Here is an 18,715-nt window from a genome sequence, read left to right as displayed (position 1 = left end):
GTTTACTGTTCCTCCTTCATTGCCTGACTAAAGCGTTGTTCATCCCAGACATCAACCCCTAAATCTTGAGCCTTGCTAAGTTTACTTCCTGCTTTTTCACCGGCAATGACAATATCTGTCTTTTTAGAAACGCTCCCTGTTACCTTAGCTCCGTGTTCCTCAAGCCATTTCTTAACTTCACCACGAGTCATCTCTACCAGTTTTCCGGTTAAAACTACTCGCTTACCGTTCCATTCGCTTGATTCGTCAACTAAAGTAGTTGAACCAAGGTATTCAAAGTTAAGCCCAGATTGACGAAGTTCTTCGATTAACGACCGAACCTGATCATTAGCAAAATAGGTTTCAACACTTTCGCCAATTGTGGGACCAATCCCATCAACAGCGGAAACTTCCTCTGCACTTGCAGCCATCAATCGATCCAAATTACCAAATTGAGCCATAATTAGCCGAGCAGCTTTGGCACCCACATGGCGGATACCAAGGCCAAACAAAAGGCGTTCGACAGAATTATTACGACTATTATTGATCGAAGTCAATAGGTTTGTCGCTGATTTTTCGCCAAATTTATCTAAAGTTAATAATTGGTCTTCAGTTAATGCGTAAAGTCCAGCAACATCATGAATTAACTTCTTATCCCATAACTGTTCGATTATCTTCGGGCCTAAGCCTCCAATATCCATCGCATTTCGTGACGCAAAGTGAGCTAATCCTTCTTTAATTTGTTCTGGGCACATTGGGTTAATACAACGAAGTGCTACCTCATCATCAAGGTGAACAAGCTCTGAATCACATGCTGGGCAGTTTATTGGAATTTGATACGGTTCACTATCTGCAGGCCGTTTACTCAAGTCTACCTTAGAGATTTCTGGAATGATATCACCAGCTTTGTGAAGGTATACTGTATCACCTAGCCGAACATCCTTTTCTTTCAAATAATCAGGGTTATGAAGGGAAGCCCGACTCACTGTTGTTCCAGCTAGTTGAACTGGATCCATCACTGCTGTTGGCGTAACGTTGCCGGTCCGGCCAACTGTCCATTCAATATCCCGAACAACCGTTGCCTGCTCTTCTGGTGGAAACTTATAGGCAATTTCCCAACGAGGCACCTTAACAGTGTTACCAAGGGCCTCCTCGGTTTCAAGGTCGTTAACCTTTTCAACAATCCCATCAATACCATAAGCTAGCTGATCGCGCTTAGTCGTATATTCTTTAATATAATCCTCAATTTCTTGCCGGTTATGAACAACCCGATTATTTGGATTAACCTTAAAGCCAAGTTCACGCATTTTATCTAACGCTTCTGCCTGAGTTGTAACACCAATTTTTTGATATTCCGGAACATAGTACATAAATGTGTCTAAATCACGGTTAGCCGTTACCTTTGGGTCTAACTGCCGTAAACTACCAGCTGCCGCATTCCGGGGATTAGCAAAGACCGGTTGTCCATCCGCTTCTCGTTGAGCATTTAATTTAGCAAACGATTGTTTAGGCATATAACACTCTCCCCGGAATTCAACGGAAAGTGGCTCGGGTAATTCTTGAGGAACAGACTTAATTGTCTTAACGTTCTCGGTAACGTCCTCACCGATATCTCCATTCCCCCGGGTGGAACCCTGAATTAATTTTCCGTTCTCATAAACAAGGGATAATGAAAGACCATCAATTTTTAGTTCCAGGTTATATTCTGGTTCGACATCAACATCACGGTTTTCCTGTTGTCGTTGATTAAAGTCCATCAATTCATCAACGGAGAAGACATCCCCCATGGATAGCATCGGAATTTCATGCCGAATCTTTGTTAATTGACTTTCTGCTTCACCACCGACCCGTTGTGTTGGCGAATCAGGTGTTTGAAGTTCAGGAAAGCGTTGCTCGATCTGCACAAGTCGTTGATATTGCCGATCATAAACGTAATCTTCAACCGTTGGATTATCTTGTTCGTAATATTCCTTTCCCCATTGAGTAAGTTGCTCACGTAATGGGCCAATTTCTTTTTTTGCTTGTTCCACCGTTAATTGCTCCACTGGGGTTAATTGATTATCCATTTTATTGGCCTCACTTTGATTAGTTAGTAACCTTCTTAATTGGCGCAAAACTAGCTAAAAGACGCTTGACACCTTGTTGGGGAAATGCAATATCTAATTCCTTGTCATTGCCGGTTCCACTAACCTTTACAACAGTTCCTTCTCCCCACTTCTTATGGGTTACTTTGTCACCAGTCTTCCATGAAACTTGGTCAGCACCTGTTCCCGTATTAGTTACTGGTTTAACTCGCTTCCCGGCACTCCGATATTGACGACGTTGCTTTTGTTCACGATAAGTAATCGCAGTTGCTGCCTCACCACCAAAAGGAAGTTTTTGCCCACTAAGAGTGTTACTAGTCCGGTCGTTTTCAAATTCAAGCAAGTCAGGATTAATTTCTTCTACAAACCGCGATGGTTGATTTCGTTGAATTCGACCATACAGTAACCGAGAGAAAGCATTTGTTAAGTACAGTTTCCTCTTTGCCCGGGTAATCCCAACATATGCTAGCCGTCGTTCTTCTTCCAGTTCATCGTCTTCCATGATTGCTCGAGAAAGTGGGAAGATCCCTTCCTCCATCCCCACTAGAAAAACAACTGGGAATTCAAGCCCTTTAGCCGCATGAAGTGTCATTAAAGTTACGGCTGGTGCCTGTTCATCAACATCATCCTGATCAGAAACTAAGGCTAAATCAGCAAGAAAATTAGTAATCTTTTGGATATTATCACTATCGTCATCCTTGTGATGTTCATCATACTCCTGAGTAACTGATTTGAATTCATCAAGATTTTCCCGGCGTGCTTGGGATTCAAGACTCTTATCTTGTTCAAGAGCTTTATTATAACCACTCTTCTCCAAAATCTCCTCAGTTAATTCAGTTATGTTTAAGAATTCAGCCTGCTTTTTCAAATTCCGCATTAATTGACCAAATTCATCAATCTTCACTCGCGTTCGTGTTGAGATATTATTTGCCACATCAACGTTTTCTGCTGCTTCAAGAAGTGACCAGTTATTATCATTAGCAAAATCTCGTAAATGCTCAACACTAGTCATCCCAATGCCCCGCTTAGGAGTATTGACAACCCGTTCAAAACTCATTGAGTCCTGAGGATTAACGATTAATGTCAGGTAGGCAAGAATGTCACGGATTTCCTTCCGGTCATAGAACTTATGCCCACCAACCATGGTGTAAGGAACACTACTCTTAAGGAAGGTTTCTTCGATCATCCGTGACTGTGCGTTTGTCCGGTAAAGGATCGCAAAATCATTATACTTATAATTTTTCTTTTCCCGTTCTTCTTTAATCTTTGAAACGATAAATTGGGCTTCATCATGCTCATTCTGCGCTCGGTAGTAAGAAATTTGATCTCCTTTACCATTTTCCGTCCATAACTTCTTCTTCTTCCGGTAAACGTTGTTGTCGATCACTTCATTAGCAGCGTCCAAAATTGTTTGAGTTGATCGATAGTTTTGTTCCAACATTACTGTATGAGCTTGAGGATAATCATGTTCAAAATTCAAAATATTATTCATGTTGGCACCACGCCAGCCATAAATACTCTGATCAGCATCCCCGACGACACAGAGATTTTTGTAACCCTGAGCTAACATATTAACCAACTTATATTGGGCATCATTAGTATCCTGGTATTCATCAACATGGATATAGTGGAAATTATCCTGATAAAATTCAAGCGTTTCTTGATCCCTTTCAAAGAGTTCAATCGTCTTCATAATCAGATCATCAAAGTCAAGAGACTGGTTAGCCTCTAATTCACGCTGATAAAGTTTGTACGCACGGGCAACCATGTTTTCAAACATGCTATTAGCTTCTTTTGAATAATCATCCGGTGTTTGCAAAGCGTTCTTAGCGTTGGAGATTGCACCTAGAATACTGCGAGGATCGAATTTCTTAGTATCAATATTTAATTCCGCACAAATCCGCTTCATCAATGTTCGCTGTTCACTAGTATCAGCAATTGTGAAGGCACGGTTGTAACCTAATTTTTCAATATCCCGACGTAAAATTCGCACACACAAGGCGTGAAAAGTAGAAACCCAAATATCACGGGCACTTTCACCCAGAAGTTTTCCAACACGTTCTTGCATTTCTCGTGCGGCCTTATTTGTAAAGGTGATCGCTAAAATATTCCATGGAAGAACACCTTTTTCTTCGATTAGGTACGCAATCCGATGAGTTAACACTCGCGTCTTACCTGAACCAGCACCGGCCATTACTAAGAGTGGTCCCTCCGTTGTTAGGACTGCTTCGGTTTGCTTATCATTCATGCCGTCTAAAAGTGCTTGACTATTCACGCCTTTTTCCATCCTCTCTAAATTTCAATCGGCTCATATTATACCAAATTTTCACCGTCTTTTGGTCCTTTAACGAACATATGTTGCAAAATAAAAAAACTGAACCAAAGACTTTTCAGTGAGCAGTCTTAGCTCAGTTTTAGCAAATTATTCTTCTTGCTCTTCGTCAATTGACTTAGATGCTTCTTCAGTATCAGAAGTTGGTAATGGTTTATTCCAAACTTCTGTATCATCGACCTGATTCCGTAATGCTTCCAGATCAGCATCCCCGGTAACCCAAACAAAGCCAAGGATCCCTTCCGGATCATCGGTATTTGAATTATTAAAGAAACGAAACTTCCAGTTATTTTTCAATAACCATTGTCGCTTGATTGCAATCGCCTGATAGTTACGAATAATCATCAATAAGGCAGTCTGTAATTGGCGAATAACATGGAGGGGCATTCCAACGCTTGCCCGTAATTGTTGTTCATATTGATCGACGTTAGTCGTGTTATCGTAGACATTTGCGATTGACGTTAAGCCTAGCTCAATATTCTTTACATAAAGCGTTCCAGTTGAGGTCACATAAAAGTTCACGGAAAAGACCCCCGTATATTGGAGAGATGCGGCAACACTCTTAATGATCCGTTGCATTTCCTCTAACATATCGTCGTTTACTTTGGCAGGAGAAGCAACTGAGATTAGTTTCCGATCTTCCGTATACTCTAGCTGAGCTAACGGAAAGATCTCAACGTCATCTTTCGTACATGCTGCTGTCAATGTATATTCAGAAGTATGATCAATCCATGATTCAAGGAGATACGTTCCCGTATCGATAAAGTCTGCAGCCCGCGTTATATCTGATGATCGTTTAATCATCATTGATTGTTCACCAATTCCCCGTTGAATTGGCTTCAAAAGAGCAGGATAACCAATTGAATCAATTGATTGATAAACATCATCCAACCCAACAACAGTAACGTAAGGAGCAATATTAATGTTAATTTGATCCAAAAATGCCCTTTCCATTAATCGATCCTGAACAATCTCTAGGCCGTTAATACCTTGAGGAATCGCAGCATACTGTCCAAGAAAACGAATTACAGTTGAATCAATATTTGGTGTTTGATAGATAATTGCATCACAGGCTTCACCAAACTCAGTTAACTTTTGCTTATCATTATAAGCACCATCAATAGTGAAATCAGCCATTTTAGTAATATCTGGTTGAGAATGATCGACATAAACACCAACATTAAAGCCAGCTTTTTTAGTAGCAGCAATCATTGCTACCCCGTTTCGGTTAATACCAATAATCCCTAAAGTACTGCCAGGAAAAATTGTACTACTCATTTGGTTCCCCTCTCCATATTATAATTAATCTTCCATAAAGGTTACTTTACCATCCGTTAATGATTTAATCCGCGCCAATGATTCAACGCGAATACCACGAGCCTTTAACTCTTGGGCTCCTGGTTGGAAACTTTTTTCGATCACAATCCCAGCACCAGCAACATCAACCCCTGCTTGATCGGCGATCTCCAACATTCCTTCAACTGCTTGACCATTAGCCAAGAAATCATCAATCATTAGAATTCTATCGTTTGGATCAACATACTTTTTAGAAATAGAAATTCTGTTGGTCGTTTTTTTAGTGTATGAATATACATCAGCGGTATACATATTCTGATTAAGGGTTAAACTCTTATGTTTTCGTGCAAAAATTACCGGAACCTCAAGGGCAAGCCCAGTCATTACTGCCGGAGCAATGCCAGAGGACTCAACTGTCCAAACTTTAGTAATGCCTTCATCAGCAAATAACTGAGCAAATTCTTGACCCACCTTAAACATCAATTCTGGATCAACTTGATGATTAAGAAAAGCATCAACCTTTAACACATTACCAGGAAGAATCGTTCCGTATTGCTTAATTTTTTCTTGCAATTCTTTCATAATGTACCCCTCTTGATTATTTATCATAATTATATAACTTATATGTTTGAATGACTGAAATAAGTTTTCGTGCGTAATTTGGATCAGTTGCATAACCAGATTGTTGTAATCCTTTTGCAGCTTCTTCATAATTATCAGCTTTAACAACCCGATCATAATTTTGACGGTTCATATCCGTCCCTTGAAGCATTAACCGGGTATGATCCTTAATTGAATCATTCCAACTATTATAAACGCGGAACCGATCCTTAATAACAATCCATTTACCGCCAACATATTCTTTAGTCGTCATGACTTTCGAATTAGCACCGGTTCCTTTAATCCCAAAAAGATTATGGTACTCGGTAGACAATTTACTTGTTCCCCAATTGGATTCCAGGATTGCTTGGGCAATTGTAATAGATGCATACACATGATACGTATTCTGCATTGCTTGAGCCTCCGGAGCAACTTGTTTAATAAACAACTCTTTTGCTTCACGATCACGTTTCAAGGCAGCCTGTTCAATCCGTTGTTGATTCCAAATTCGGTAAAAATGGTGACCAACGTAAACACCTAAGAATATAATAACAATGACTAATAACCAAACGAAAATATTCCCCTGTGCTCTTTTCTTTCTCATTTTTTTCCGGCGCCGTTTTGCCAAAATCATGCCTCCCTTATTTCCTACTAACTATTGATTGTAGCAAAATAAGTTTTGTTTGGGAGAATATTTTATCATTTTAAATTTAAAATACAAAAGGAATTGGAATACTCCAACCCCCTTAATAAATTTTATTCAAATATTCTAATGGAACTGCATCCCACCATCAACAATGATTGTTTGACCAGTAATGTAGTTTGAATCAGGTCCAGCTAAGAAACCAACCACATTAGCAACATCTTCTGGTTCAGAGAGACGCTTCAACGCAATGTCCTTAGCAAATGTTTGCATTCCCCATTCATCGCTCTTACCAGCATTTTTTCCTACTTGGTGAGCAATATCAAACATCATTGGTGTCTTAACAATGCCAGGAGCATAAGCATTAACAGTGATTCCTTCGTCAGCTAAGTCACGAGCTGCAACTTGAGTAATCCCACGAATAGCAAACTTAGTACCAGAATAAAGGGCAAGGTTTGGATTACCAACAACCCCAGCTTGTGAGGTAGCATTGATAATCTTTCCACCATGACCTAACTTCTTAAATGCCTTATGAGCAGCTTGAATTCCCCAAAGAACACCACCCACATTTACACCATAAACCTTTTCAAATTGTTCTGGAGTAATGGTATCAATTGGTGTAGTTGGGCCAAGACCAGCATTATTGACAATAACATTTAAGTCGCCAAAATGATCAACAGTCTTTTCAACTGCTGCAAATACGGCGTCACGGTCCGAAACATCCGCAACAAGTGGTAATACTTCGCCACCCTTTTCTTCAAGTTCCTTAGCTGTTTGCTGTAACTTATCTTCTTCCAAAGCAACTAGGGCAACAGCAAAACCATCGTTAACTAAGCGTTCTACAATTGCCTTGCCGATTCCTTGACTACCACCGGTAACTAAAGCAACTCTTTTTGCCATAATTCATGCCTCCTACAATTTGCAATTGTTTATAACAATTTTATTATACGTCTTTTAATCGAAAGAAAAAAGAAATTTGCATACTTAATTGTATAAAAAAAGAAGCTGGATGAAATCCAACTTCTCTTTTGGAAGCGATAAATCGAAATATTAACGCTTACTAAATTGAGCAGCCTTACGAGCCTTCTTAAGACCTGGCTTACGACGTTCCTTCATACGAGGGTCACGAGTCAATAGACCAGCCTTCTTTAATGCGTCACGGAAGTCAGGGTCAACAGCAAGCAATGCACGGGCGATACCGTGACGTACTGCACCTGCTTGACCAGAGAAACCTCCACCATTAACGTTAGCTAAAACATCGTATTGACCATCAGTCTTGGTTACGTTAAATGGTTGATTAACGATAGCACGTAAGTTGGCAAATGGAATGTAGTCTTCAATTGCCTTGCCGTTCATTGTAATCTTACCAGAACCTGGTACTAAGCGAACACGCGCAGTAGCGTCTTTACGCCGACCAGTACCACTGTATTGAACTTGTTGAGCCAATTCCATTCCCTCCTTAAATTAAGTTAGTAATATCAAGTGCTTCAGGCTTTTGTGCTGCATGACTGTGATCTTCACCAGCGTAGACATGAAGCTTCAAGCCCATCTTGTGACCAAGAGAGTTGTGTGGAAGCATACCCTTAATAGAGTGTTCCAATAACTTTTCTGGTTCCTTAGCACGAAAGTCACCGGCAGTCCGTTGCTTCAAACCACCAGGGTAGTCTGAGTGACGGTAGTACATCTTTTGAGATGCCTTCTTACCAGTTAACTTAACTTGCGCAGCATTGATAACGATAACGTAATCACCAGTATCAACGTGTGGAGTGTATGTTGGCTTGTTCTTACCACGCAAAATGGATGCTACAGCAGATGAAAGACGACCCATTGGGACATCCTTAGCATCGACAACGTACCACTTGCGATCAACTTCACCAGGTTTTGCGATGTATGTCGTTCTCACGATTAAGTCCTCCAATTTTGTTTTTCTTTTACATATAATAGTGTACCGAGTTATTAGATGGAAAAGAAATACCAAGTGCTAGTATACCTTGTTACTAGCACTTCGTCAAATACTTTCCTGAGCATTCCCGTAATCTACAGAAACTAAATAAAGACCACTTGCAGGTGCCGTCATTCGGGCCTCTGTTCGATCCTTAGCTGCTAAAACCCGTTTAACATCATCAACTGGTCGCTGTTTACTTCCAATCTCTAAAAGAAATGCAACCATGATCCGAATCTGATTATACAAAAAACCATTCCCTGTAAAATCAAAAACAACTTCATTTCTTAATTCATCACGCCTAACATTAATCGCATAAATTGTCCTTACGTTACTTTTAGCCTGACTTCCTGACGCTACGAAACTGGTAAAATCATGTTCACCGATAAAGTCGTTGGAAGCTTTTCGCATTAAATTTAGGTCCAATGGATATTTAAAATGGGCTGTGTAATTTCTCTTAAACGGATTAACAAATTCCCCCTGATCTACCCGATAGCGATAGGTTTTATCGTGAGCACTATAACGGGCATGAAAGTTACTATCCACTAACTCTGCCTTTTTTATTAAAATATCGAGTGGCAAAATACTATTTAATGCCTTTCGCATTGATTCATTACTTAAATGATACGGAATATCAAAATGAGCTACTTGGTTTAAAGCATGAACCCCCGCATCCGTTCTTCCAGAACCAATTACAGGAATTGCAGGAGTAGGATGCTTAGCAATTTTATTAACCGCATTTTTCAACACCTGTTCAACTGTTCGTTTATGAGGCTGAATCTGAAAACCAGAGAAATTTGCCCCATCATATGCAAACGTTATTTTGTAGCGATACACAATCAAAAACCTTCCTCACTAAATTAAGTTTAATATACCAATTCCAACATCAACCACTACCATTAAGAGTAATGCAAAGTTATCCCCCTTGTGCCACCGTAATTGTTGATATTGAGTACGCTGACGATCAAGCGAATAACCACGAGCTTCCATTGCAATTGCAAGGTCTTCAGAATGTTGGAGTGAATTTACAAATAATGGAATCACGACCGTCAACAGATGTTTTAACCTTGTTATTAAATTGCCCTGGTGAAAATCCATTCCTCGTGAACGTTGTGCATCCATAATTACTTTAATATCAGCCATAATCGTGGGTACAAACCTTAATGCAATTGATAACATCAGTGAAGTTTTGTCTACTGGAATTTTCAACCATTTAAGAGGATAAATTAACCATGAAAATGCACTTGCCAACTGAAGCGTCGGTGTAGTAGCAGTTAAGACAGTAGACGCAGTAATAATTACAGTGAATCGATAAAAAATCAAAAAAGCATTTTTAATTCCATCACTGGTAACTGACATCCAACCAAAGTCCCAGTACACCTGTCCACCACTACTAAACAAGACCTGGAGACAAACCGTAATTAAAATAACAATTAAAAATGGCTTCAATCCTTTCCAGTACATCCTTAGAGGTACACGACTCACAACTAGTACTGCTAATAAAACTAACGAAACCCAGATAGCGGGCAATAAGTGGTTAGCAAAAAAAACACTAATTACATACCAAAAGCAAAGAATCAGCTTGGTTCTTGCATCTAAACGATGAATGGGCGAACTAAGTGGAACATAGCTTCCAAAAACAACCATGTTACTCATTAGCACTACCTCCATTTTTTAACTGCTTAATAAGCTCAATTGATAATTCATCAATTGACAATGGCAAACCATTTAATCCTATTTCTTGGGAAATCTGAATGCTTTTAGGCGCCAATAATTTACTCTTTTTTAACAAGCTTTTACTCTTAAAAAAGTCCTGTGGGCTACCATCAAATGTGATTTTCCCATTATGAAGAGCTACGATTTGTGTTACCAGAGAAGTAATCATTTCTAAATAATGTGTAATCATAATAATAGTGACGCCACGTTGATTTAACTTTGTAAGGATATTTAGAAGCTGTTTAATCGATAATGAATCTAATCCTACAGCAGGCTCATCCAAAATTAGCACTTCCGGATTCATCGCCAACACTCCAGCAATTGCTGTGCGTCGCTTTTGACCACCAGACAAAGAAAAAGGCGAAACATTAAGTACACTAGGATCCAATTGAACCGTTTCTAAAGCCATTATAACCGCCTCATCAATTTTAGATTGATTCCATCCAAGATTACGAGGGCCAAATTCTAAATCCTCACGAACAGTTTGAGCAAATAATTGACGCTCTGGAAACTGAAAAACAAAGCCAATATTTTGTCGAAAATTTTCCTGCTCTTTTTTAGAAGTTTGACTATTAAGAAAACGATTATTAACAATAATTTGACCTGATGTAGGGCGTATTAAAGCATCAATTAAATTTACTAAAGTAGATTTGCCACTACCTGTCTGCCCTACTAAGACGGTAAATGAACCATCGGCAATTTTTAAATTAATATTGCTCAAGGCCTGATATTCCATGGGAGTTGCCGGTTGATAGGTAAAACTAACATTTTTTAATTCAATTTTTGTTTTAGCCATCTAACCATTTCCTCCGTTCTTAAATATTTATCAGGCACCCTAATTCCTGCACCAATTAATTTTTCTCTTATTTGTTCACCAGCTGCCGGAGTTAGTTGAAGTTCTTTTAATAATTTACGGTTTGATAAAACTCTCTCAGTAACATCATTTGCCAATACCTTACCTTGATCAAGAACTAAAATGTGATCGGCTAACTCGGCCTCATTTAAATCATGAGTGATCATAATAATCGTATAATGACCATCATCGTGAAGCTTTCTTAATAGCTTCATGATTGATTCTCTCCCCATTGGATCAAGCATACTCGTAGCCTCATCTAAAACAATTATTGGGGTTCTAACCGCTAAAACACCAGCAATTGCAATCCGCTGCTTTTGACCACCAGAAAGATCGGAAATTAAACTGTTTTCATACTTTGTCATTCCAACTGTTGCTAAAGCATGTTTAATTTTCATTGGCATTCGTTCAGGTGCAATATTATAATTTTCCAAACCAAAAGCAACATCCTCGGCAACCGTCGAACCAACAAATTGATTTTCTGGATTCTGAAATACCATTCCAACAAGCTTATGAACTTCTTCTAAATTTTGTTCATTTACTGCTAAATTACCAATTGTAATTTGCCCCTTATTAGGCAGAAGAAGTCCATCAAGAAGCTGCATAATAGTACTTTTGCCACTTCCATTATGACCAATAATACCAATCCATTTATTAGTAGGTAAATTAAAGGATTGATCATCTATCATTAATGTTCTAGAATTCGGATATTTAAATGTAACATGGTTAAAATTAATTTCTCGCATCTTTTTTATCCTTTACATTAATATTTACTATTTTAACAGAGAAATTAAAATAATTTAAAATAAAAAATCACTTACCAAAGAAGTGCACGGTTTCCCGCATTCAAGCTAGACTAGGGATAATAATCCCACCATCGTAACGCTCTATACTTCAGTGATAGTGATTCTTTATTACGTATTAATAAACCTTGATTAACGAAAATGTTAGTCAACGAATTCCAAAATAACCATCTTAGCACCGTCACCACGACGAGGCATAGTCTTCAAAATCCGTGTGTAACCACCATTACGTTCAGCATACTTAGGTGCCAATTCTTCAAATAAGTTTTGAAGAGCAGATTGGATCCGAATATTGTCGCCATCTTCCTTAACATCAGCAACAACGTTCCGAACAAAAGCAGCTGCCTTACGACGTGAAGCTAAATCGCCACGCTTTGCAAGGGTAATCATTTGGTCAGCAGTCTTACGAACTTCCTTAGCACGAGCCTCAGTAGTAGTAATACGACCATTAACAATTAAATCAGTAGTTAAATCACGTAATAAAGCCTTACGTTGTGAACTTGTACGTCCTAATTTACGGTAACTCATGAAGTTGTCCCTCCTTTTCCATTGGTTTGATTAATTAATCATCTTGACGGAATGAAACGCCGAGATCGTTTAATTTTAACTTAATTTCTTCAAGTGACTTTTGGCCTAAGTTCCGAACTTTCATCATGTCAGCTTCAGTCCGATCGGATAATTCCTTAACAGTGTTAATACCCGCACGCTTAAGACAATTGTAAGAACGAACAGAAAGATCTAATTCTTCAATCGTCATTTCAAGCATCTTTTCTTTATGGGTTTCTTCCTTTTCAACCATTACTTGAGCATTCTGAGCTTCTTCAGTAAGGTTAACAAACATTGCCAAGTGTTCAGTTAAAATTTTTGCACCTAAGCTAACAGCTTCAGTCGGTGTTAATGAACCATCAGTCCATACATCTAAGGTTAGTTTATCGTAATCATTACGTTGGCCAACCCGAGCGTTTTCAACTGTGTAGTTAACACGTTCAATCGGGGTATAAATGGAGTCGATCGGCAATACACCAATTGCAAGATCATCCATTCGAGCTTTGTTATCATTTGCAGAAAGATATCCACGCCCCTTATCGGCGGTCATCTTGATGTGTAATTCGGCACCATCTGCAACGGTAGCAATATACAAGTCAGGATTAAGAACCTTAACGTCACTATCGCCTTGAATATCACCGGCGGTAACCTCAGCAGGACCCTTAACATCAATTTCAAGATCCTTTTGTTCTTCTGAATCAAGTTTCAGGGAAACCTTCTTCAAGTTCAAAATGATTTGAGTTACATCTTCAGTAACACCTTCAACAGTACTGAATTCATGTAAAACCCCATCAATTTGAATACTAGTGATAGCAGCACCAGGTAAGGATGCTAGTAAAACTCTTCTTAAGGAATTACCAAGCGTAGTTCCATAACCACGTTCGAGTGGTTCAACAACGAACTTACCGTAGCTATCAGTTTCTTCAACCTTGTGAATGTTTGGCTTTTCAAATTCGATCATTCTATCTCTGTACCCCTTTCAAACGCAGTTCGTATTTTAGACTAAAAGTCCATTGGTGGATTCGTAACTCCAGCAATGTCAATTAAACACGACGACGCTTTGGAGGACGAGAACCATTATGAGGAACTGGAGTTACATCACGAATAGCAGTAACTTCCAAACCAGTGGCTTGAAGAGCACGGATAGCTGATTCACGACCAGAACCTGGACCCTTAACTTCAACTTCGACAGTCTTCATACCGTGTTCCATAGCTTGCTTTGCGGCAGCTTCAGAAGCCATTTGGGCAGCAAAAGGAGTTGACTTCCGTGAACCCTTAAAGCCTAATACACCAGCTGATGACCAAGCAACAGCGTTACCTTGAACATCGGTAATCATGATCAAAGTGTTATTAAATGTTGAGTGAATGTGAGCAACACCAGTTTCAACATTCTTTTTTGCACGACGCTTACGCGTACCTTTTTTGGTTGCCATATTAAGTACTAACCTCCTTTATATTAAAATAAAATTACTTTTTCTTGTTAGCAATAGTAACTGCCTTACCCTTACGAGTACGAGCATTGTTTTTAGTGTGTTGACCACGAACTGGTAAACCACGACGGTGACGCATTCCACGGTATGAACCAATTTCTTGAAGCCGTTTGATGTTCAAAGTAACTTCACGACGTAAGTCACCTTCCACTTGGTATTGGTCAACTTGAGTACGGATTTGTTCTTCTTGTTCAGGAGTCAAATCACGAACCCGGATATCCTCTGAAACACCAGCATCCTTCAAAATCTTTTGAGCACGAGTGTTACCGATTCCGTAAATGTATGTTAAGCCGATTACGATTCGCTTGTCACGAGGTAAATCGACACCTGCGATACGAGCCATTTATTTACACCTCCATCCTTATTTAAATAAATTACTTGCCTTGGCGTTGCTTGTGCTTAGGATTAGCAGAGCAAATAACCATAACACGTCCATGACGCTTTACGATCTTGCAGTGTTCGCACATCCGCTTGACTGATGGTCTTACTTTCATTTTATTAATCCTCCTAGAGAGTTACTGTTTAATTTCTACTTAAACCGGAAAGTGATTCGACCCTTGGTCAAATCATATGGTGACATTTCTACTTTAACACGATCACCTGGTAAAATCTTAATATAATGCATACGAATCTTACCAGAAACGTGGGCTAAAATTTCTGCACCATTTTCCAATTCAACTTTAAACATCGCATTAGGTAAGGTTTCAGTAATCTTACCTTCAACTTCAATCACATCGGCTTTTGCCACAATTGGTTCCTCCTTGCATAACCAAGAAATGACGTAAAAACGGTGGGAAATAATTATATTTCCCACTGTAAGCTATATAAACCTTACAAAGTTTAGCATAACTATGTAAACTTCGCAAGGTTTAACAGCTTAAAGGTTATCTAATACCTTCTTAACATCTTCATAAACCTTGTCAATATCTTGTTGACCATCGATTGTGTACAAAACACCTTTCTTTTGGTAGTAGTCTACCAGTGGTGTATTTAACTTAATGTTAACATCTAACCGATTTTTTACGGTCTCAGGTTTATCATCATCACGTTGGTAAAAATCATGATGACCACAAACATCACAAGTACCTTCAACCTTAGGTGGGTTGTAAAGACGGTGATAAGTTGCACCACAATTACGACAGATAAATCGACCACTTAGTCGTTCTACCAATACATCTGGTTCGACGTGAATATTGATAACAGCATCTAGTTGTCGATTACTTTCCGCCAACATCTTATCCAAAGCAGCTGCTTGATTAAGATTACGTGGGAAGCCATCTAACATGAAGCCAGTTTTCGTATCATCTTTTGAAAGTCGCTCCTTAACGATACCATTGGTAACTTCATCAGGAACAAGTTCTCCTTTATCAATGTACTTCTTAGCTTCAATTCCCATTGGCGTTTCATTCTTAATTGCTGCACGGAAAATATCTCCCGTAGAAATATGAGGAATATCAAAATCCTCAACAATCTTTTGGGCTTGAGTACCCTTACCGGCACCAGGTAAACCCATTAAAACAAGATTCATTGTCATTATAATTCTCCCCCTTCAGGTCTAGGTTCACGAATAAATCCAATATATTCACGTTTCATTGTTAAACCAGTTAATTGACGAACAACATCAAGAGCAATTTGAACAATGATTAGTAAACTTGTACCACCTAATCCAATTGACTGGCTTAGGTTCCATACATTGCTGGCAACTAATGGAATTAACGAGATTAACCCTAAGAAAAGTGAACCAACAGTGCTTAACCGCATTAATAATGCTGAAATATATTGCTGAGTACCCTTTCCAGGACGAACACCTGAAATGTAACTCCCTTGTTTCTGCAAATTTTCCGCAAGTTTTTCTGGATTAACTTGAACAAAGGCGTAGAAGAAGGTAAATACAACAATTAAGAAAACGTATAATGTAATTCCTGGTCCAGATTGCATATTGAAAATCGTAGATAATACTTGGTACCAGGTATCTCCACCATGATTTTGTTGAAATGCCATTAAGATTGTTTGTGGTGTAGAAATAAACGAACCAGCAAAAATAACTGGAATAACACCAGAAACATTAATCTTTAATGGCAAATAACTACTAGCAGGTGAAGTTGTAGTCCGCCGAGTATACTGAATTGGTAAGCGTCGTTCCGCTTGTTGTACCCAAGTAACAAATGCAACGATAATAATTAATGCAATTGCCACTAATGCAACAAAGCCAATCCCCATCCAAAGGCCTGATCCAGATTCACCAGCAATTTGATCCTGCCAAAGTTGATAAATACCACCTGGCATTTGGGCAACAATACCAGCAAAGATCAACATAGAAACACCGTTTCCTAATCCACGCTCAGTAATCATATCCCCCATCCAAGTAGCGAACATTGTACCAGCCGTAAGAATTAATCCAATGGTTAAGTACGTTATTGGGGTTGGATGATTGACAAGCTTGATTGAACTTAAGGCATTAAAACCTGCAGTTATACCAATCGACTGAATGAATCCAAGAACAATTGTTAGCCACCGGGTTGCTTTATTCAATTTTCGCCGACCAACTTCACCTTGTTTACTCCATTCAACAAATCGTGGAACAATATCCATTTGCAGTAATTGAACAACAATTTGTGCGGTGATATATGGAGAAACACCCATTGCGAATAATGAGTAATTTTCAAGCCCACCACCACTAAAAGTATTCAGGATTGAAGCCAATCCAGTCGATGAAATTTCCTGCAAAGCAGCAGCATTAACCCCAGGAACTGTGATCGCCGCCCCAATCCGGTAAACAATTAATACAAATAAAGTAAAGAATATTTTTTTTCGAATATCCTTAACTTTAAATGCATTTTTGACGGCTGTAAACAATTACATCACCTCAGTTTTACCGCCAGCAGCTTCGATAGCTGATACTGCTGAAGCAGAAAACTTATTAGCTTTTACTGTTAACTTCTTAGTAAGCTTTCCACTACCAAGAACCTTAACACCGCTCTTTAAATTCTTAACAATACCGCTTTCCATCAATAATTGTGGAGTAACTTCAGTACCATCTTCGAACCGATCCAAAGTACTTAAGTTAACAATAGCGTATTCCTTACGGTTAATATTAGTGAAACCACGCTTTGGAATTTGCCGATAAAGTGGCATTTGGCCCCCTTCAAAGCCCAAACGTGTTTTACCATGAGCCTTTTGACCCTTGGTACCACGTCCAGACGTAAAACCATGACCAGATGAAAGGCCACGACCCTTACGAAGACGCTTTGAACGAGAACCTGCAGCAGGTTTTAATTCGTTTAACTTCATTTAGTAGGCACCTCCTTATTATTTAGTTGTAATTACTTAACTTCTTCAATAGAAACTAAGTGAGCAATCTTAAAGATTTGGCCACGTGTTGCAGCGTTATCTGGCAAAATAACAGAGCTGTTAATTTTACCAAGCCCCAATGCCTTCACAGTCCGACGTTGAGTAGGCTGACGGTGGGCAACACTGTGGATTAAAGTAACTTTAACTTGAGCCATAATTAGTGCCCTCCTTATTCTGCTAAGTGGTCTACAGAAACGCCACGAAGTTTAGCAACTTCTTCAGCGCTCTTTAATTGCTTCAAACCTTCAAATGTTGCACGAACAACGTTAACAGGAGTGTTTGAACCAAGACGCTTTGAAGTAACATCGGCTACACCGGCAAGATCCATAACGTTACGAACCGCACCACCGGCAGCAACCCCAGAACCTTCAACGGCAGGCTTCAACATAATCTTTCCACCACCGTATGTTCCGATAACTTCGTGCGGAATAGTAGTACCAACGATAGGAACAGTAATCAGGTTCTTTTCAGCAGCAGCTTGAGCCTTACGGATAGCTTCTGGAACTTCTTGAGCCTTACCAGTACCAAAACCAACATGGCCCTTACGATCGCCGACAATAACTAAAGCGGCAAAACGCATCCGACGACCACCCTTGACAACCTTGGTAATACGGTTAATGGCAACAACTTGATCGTCTAAGTCCAACTTTGCTGGATCAATGAATTCTGATGATGTCATTGCAGGTTATTCCTCCTTTTCCTTAGAATTTAAGTCCGTTTTCACGAGCAGCTTCAGCTAATGCTTGAACACGACCATGGTAAAGATATCCACCACGATCAAAAACAACATTAGTGATGTTCTTAGCAGTAGCACGTTTGGCAATTAATTCACCAACACCACTAGCTTGTTCTGTCTTGCTCTTTCCACTAACTTCACTGTCAATTGTGGAGGCACTTGCGAGCGTCACACCCTTTACGTCATCAATTAATTGAGCGTAAATGTTTTTGTTTGAACGATAAACACTTAAGCGTGGGCGCTCCGCAGTACCAGAAATCTTACCGCGAACGCGCATATGACGACGTTGACGGATCTTGTTCTTATCTGGTTTAGAAATCACAACAGTCACCTCTTAATATAAA

The 18,715-nt window shown here is 39.3% G+C and carries 24 protein-coding genes; all 24 read right to left on the bottom strand.

Going from position 1 to position 18,715, the window contains the following annotated elements; genetic code table 11:
• Positions 1–2: 2 nt before the first annotated feature.
• The 24 genes from ligA to rplR all read right to left on the bottom strand — a co-directional run bounded on the left by ligA (position 3) and on the right by rplR (position 18,693).
• A complete protein-coding gene (gene ligA / locus H5R64_RS03385; RefSeq protein WP_182582820.1) occupies positions 3–2,045 on the bottom strand; it encodes an NAD-dependent DNA ligase LigA in 2,043 nt (680 codons plus the stop codon).
• 19 nt (positions 2,046–2,064) lie between these two features.
• A complete protein-coding gene (gene pcrA, locus H5R64_RS03380; RefSeq protein WP_182582818.1) occupies positions 2,065–4,350 on the bottom strand; it encodes a DNA helicase PcrA in 2,286 nt (761 codons plus the stop codon).
• 135 nt (positions 4,351–4,485) lie between these two features.
• Complete coding sequence (locus H5R64_RS03375; protein WP_182582816.1) at positions 4,486–5,673, bottom strand: ATP-grasp domain-containing protein; 1,188 nt, start codon at positions 5,671–5,673, stop codon at positions 4,486–4,488.
• Positions 5,674–5,697: 24 nt separating this feature from the next.
• Positions 5,698–6,273, bottom strand: coding sequence for a xanthine phosphoribosyltransferase (locus H5R64_RS03370; protein WP_182582814.1), 576 nt, complete (start codon positions 6,271–6,273; stop codon positions 5,698–5,700).
• 16 nt (positions 6,274–6,289) lie between these two features.
• Positions 6,290–6,925, bottom strand: a complete 636-nt coding sequence (locus tag H5R64_RS03365) for a glycoside hydrolase family 73 protein (RefSeq protein WP_445666908.1) — start codon at positions 6,923–6,925, stop codon at positions 6,290–6,292.
• 135 nt (positions 6,926–7,060) lie between these two features.
• The gene (locus tag H5R64_RS03360; protein ID WP_182580902.1) at positions 7,061–7,834 is read right to left on the bottom strand and encodes a (S)-acetoin forming diacetyl reductase; all 774 of its coding nucleotides are present in this window, start codon (positions 7,832–7,834) and stop codon (positions 7,061–7,063) included.
• A gap of 150 nt (positions 7,835–7,984) precedes the next feature.
• The gene (gene rpsI / locus H5R64_RS03355) at positions 7,985–8,386 is read right to left on the bottom strand and encodes a 30S ribosomal protein S9 (RefSeq protein WP_056974559.1); all 402 of its coding nucleotides are present in this window, start codon (positions 8,384–8,386) and stop codon (positions 7,985–7,987) included.
• A 7-nt stretch (positions 8,387–8,393) separates the two neighbouring features.
• On the bottom strand, positions 8,394–8,837 hold the full coding sequence (gene rplM, locus H5R64_RS03350) for a 50S ribosomal protein L13 (RefSeq protein ID WP_182580901.1): 444 nt from the start codon (positions 8,835–8,837) through the stop codon (positions 8,394–8,396).
• A 105-nt stretch (positions 8,838–8,942) separates the two neighbouring features.
• A complete protein-coding gene (gene truA / locus H5R64_RS03345; protein WP_182582812.1) occupies positions 8,943–9,713 on the bottom strand; it encodes a tRNA pseudouridine(38-40) synthase TruA in 771 nt (256 codons plus the stop codon).
• Between the two features lie 18 nt (positions 9,714–9,731).
• Positions 9,732–10,532 (bottom strand): energy-coupling factor transporter transmembrane component T family protein, encoded by an 801-nt coding sequence (locus tag H5R64_RS03340; protein ID WP_182582809.1) that lies wholly within the window; start codon positions 10,530–10,532, stop codon positions 9,732–9,734.
• Complete coding sequence (locus H5R64_RS03335; RefSeq protein ID WP_182582807.1) at positions 10,525–11,388, bottom strand: ATP-binding cassette domain-containing protein; 864 nt, start codon at positions 11,386–11,388, stop codon at positions 10,525–10,527. The genes H5R64_RS03340 and H5R64_RS03335 overlap by 8 nt, the downstream gene beginning before the upstream one ends.
• The gene (locus H5R64_RS03330) at positions 11,364–12,191 is read right to left on the bottom strand and encodes an energy-coupling factor transporter ATPase (protein ID WP_182582805.1); all 828 of its coding nucleotides are present in this window, start codon (positions 12,189–12,191) and stop codon (positions 11,364–11,366) included. The genes H5R64_RS03335 and H5R64_RS03330 overlap by 25 nt, the downstream gene beginning before the upstream one ends.
• Positions 12,192–12,392: 201 nt before the next feature.
• Positions 12,393–12,776 carry a 50S ribosomal protein L17 gene (gene rplQ, locus H5R64_RS03325; protein ID WP_003716678.1) on the bottom strand — a complete coding sequence of 128 codons (384 nt, stop codon included), beginning with the start codon at positions 12,774–12,776 and terminating at the stop codon, positions 12,393–12,395.
• A gap of 34 nt (positions 12,777–12,810) precedes the next feature.
• Positions 12,811–13,755 carry a DNA-directed RNA polymerase subunit alpha gene (locus H5R64_RS03320; protein WP_182580895.1) on the bottom strand — a complete coding sequence of 315 codons (945 nt, stop codon included), beginning with the start codon at positions 13,753–13,755 and terminating at the stop codon, positions 12,811–12,813.
• A gap of 82 nt (positions 13,756–13,837) precedes the next feature.
• The gene (rpsK, locus tag H5R64_RS03315) at positions 13,838–14,227 is read right to left on the bottom strand and encodes a 30S ribosomal protein S11 (RefSeq protein ID WP_003716676.1); all 390 of its coding nucleotides are present in this window, start codon (positions 14,225–14,227) and stop codon (positions 13,838–13,840) included.
• 34 nt (positions 14,228–14,261) lie between these two features.
• The gene (gene rpsM, locus H5R64_RS03310) at positions 14,262–14,627 is read right to left on the bottom strand and encodes a 30S ribosomal protein S13 (RefSeq protein WP_003716675.1); all 366 of its coding nucleotides are present in this window, start codon (positions 14,625–14,627) and stop codon (positions 14,262–14,264) included.
• Between the two features lie 31 nt (positions 14,628–14,658).
• Entirely contained in the window at positions 14,659–14,778 is a 120-nt protein-coding gene (rpmJ, locus tag H5R64_RS03305; protein ID WP_003714521.1) for a 50S ribosomal protein L36, read from the bottom strand.
• Between the two features lie 35 nt (positions 14,779–14,813).
• On the bottom strand, positions 14,814–15,032 hold the full coding sequence (gene infA / locus H5R64_RS03300) for a translation initiation factor IF-1 (RefSeq protein WP_040530804.1): 219 nt from the start codon (positions 15,030–15,032) through the stop codon (positions 14,814–14,816).
• A gap of 129 nt (positions 15,033–15,161) precedes the next feature.
• A complete protein-coding gene (locus tag H5R64_RS03295; protein WP_308184654.1) occupies positions 15,162–15,812 on the bottom strand; it encodes an adenylate kinase in 651 nt (216 codons plus the stop codon).
• 5 nt (positions 15,813–15,817) lie between these two features.
• Positions 15,818–17,140 carry a preprotein translocase subunit SecY gene (secY, locus tag H5R64_RS03290; protein WP_182582803.1) on the bottom strand — a complete coding sequence of 441 codons (1,323 nt, stop codon included), beginning with the start codon at positions 17,138–17,140 and terminating at the stop codon, positions 15,818–15,820.
• Positions 17,141–17,575, bottom strand: coding sequence for a 50S ribosomal protein L15 (rplO, locus tag H5R64_RS03285; protein WP_182582801.1), 435 nt, complete (start codon positions 17,573–17,575; stop codon positions 17,141–17,143).
• Between the two features lie 32 nt (positions 17,576–17,607).
• Positions 17,608–17,790 carry a 50S ribosomal protein L30 gene (rpmD, locus tag H5R64_RS03280; protein ID WP_003716670.1) on the bottom strand — a complete coding sequence of 61 codons (183 nt, stop codon included), beginning with the start codon at positions 17,788–17,790 and terminating at the stop codon, positions 17,608–17,610.
• 14 nt (positions 17,791–17,804) lie between these two features.
• Positions 17,805–18,314: a 30S ribosomal protein S5 gene (gene rpsE / locus H5R64_RS03275; protein WP_003716669.1), complete on the bottom strand. Its 510-nt coding sequence runs from the start codon at positions 18,312–18,314 to the stop codon at positions 17,805–17,807.
• 22 nt (positions 18,315–18,336) lie between these two features.
• Positions 18,337–18,693, bottom strand: coding sequence for a 50S ribosomal protein L18 (rplR, locus tag H5R64_RS03270; protein WP_182580891.1), 357 nt, complete (start codon positions 18,691–18,693; stop codon positions 18,337–18,339).
• Between the last annotated feature and the right edge of the window lie 22 nt (positions 18,694–18,715).

Origin of the sequence: Limosilactobacillus fastidiosus, from assembly GCF_014145505.1 — a bacterium.
GTDB classification, from domain to species: Bacteria; Bacillota; Bacilli; order Lactobacillales; family Lactobacillaceae; genus Limosilactobacillus; species Limosilactobacillus fastidiosus.
This window is presented reverse-complemented; position numbering and strand designations above follow the sequence as displayed.

Bases quoted from the DNA above. Each gene is read 5' to 3' on its own strand.
- rpsE (WP_003716669.1), bottom strand. From the start codon at position 18,314: ATGACATCATCAGAATTCATTGATCCAGCAAAGTTGGACTTAGACGAT.
- rplO (WP_182582801.1), bottom strand. From the start codon at position 17,575: ATGAAGTTAAACGAATTAAAACCTGCTGCAGGTTCTCGTTCAAAGCGT.
- rplQ (WP_003716678.1), bottom strand. From the start codon at position 12,776: ATGAGTTACCGTAAATTAGGACGTACAAGTTCACAACGTAAGGCTTTA.
- ligA (WP_182582820.1), bottom strand. From the start codon at position 2,045: ATGGATAATCAATTAACCCCAGTGGAGCAATTAACGGTGGAACAAGCA.
- rpmD (WP_003716670.1), bottom strand. From the start codon at position 17,790: ATGGCTCAAGTTAAAGTTACTTTAATCCACAGTGTTGCCCACCGTCAG.
- H5R64_RS03365 (WP_445666908.1), bottom strand. From the start codon at position 6,925: ATGATTTTGGCAAAACGGCGCCGGAAAAAAATGAGAAAGAAAAGAGCA.
- rpmJ (WP_003714521.1), bottom strand. From the start codon at position 14,778: ATGAAAGTAAGACCATCAGTCAAGCGGATGTGCGAACACTGCAAGATC.
- H5R64_RS03370 (WP_182582814.1), bottom strand. From the start codon at position 6,273: ATGAAAGAATTGCAAGAAAAAATTAAGCAATACGGAACGATTCTTCCT.
- H5R64_RS03360 (WP_182580902.1), bottom strand. From the start codon at position 7,834: ATGGCAAAAAGAGTTGCTTTAGTTACCGGTGGTAGTCAAGGAATCGGC.
- H5R64_RS03295 (WP_308184654.1), bottom strand. From the start codon at position 15,812: ATGAATCTTGTTTTAATGGGTTTACCTGGTGCCGGTAAGGGTACTCAA.
- rpsM (WP_003716675.1), bottom strand. From the start codon at position 14,627: ATGGCTCGTATCGCAGGTGTCGATTTACCTCGTGACAAGCGAATCGTA.
- pcrA (WP_182582818.1), bottom strand. From the start codon at position 4,350: ATGGAAAAAGGCGTGAATAGTCAAGCACTTTTAGACGGCATGAATGAT.
- H5R64_RS03330 (WP_182582805.1), bottom strand. From the start codon at position 12,191: ATGCGAGAAATTAATTTTAACCATGTTACATTTAAATATCCGAATTCT.
- H5R64_RS03375 (WP_182582816.1), bottom strand. From the start codon at position 5,673: ATGAGTAGTACAATTTTTCCTGGCAGTACTTTAGGGATTATTGGTATT.
- rpsK (WP_003716676.1), bottom strand. From the start codon at position 14,227: ATGGCAACCAAAAAAGGTACGCGTAAGCGTCGTGCAAAAAAGAATGTT.
- H5R64_RS03320 (WP_182580895.1), bottom strand. From the start codon at position 13,755: ATGATCGAATTTGAAAAGCCAAACATTCACAAGGTTGAAGAAACTGAT.
- H5R64_RS03335 (WP_182582807.1), bottom strand. From the start codon at position 11,388: ATGGCTAAAACAAAAATTGAATTAAAAAATGTTAGTTTTACCTATCAA.
- rpsI (WP_056974559.1), bottom strand. From the start codon at position 8,386: ATGGAATTGGCTCAACAAGTTCAATACAGTGGTACTGGTCGGCGTAAA.
- H5R64_RS03340 (WP_182582809.1), bottom strand. From the start codon at position 10,532: ATGAGTAACATGGTTGTTTTTGGAAGCTATGTTCCACTTAGTTCGCCC.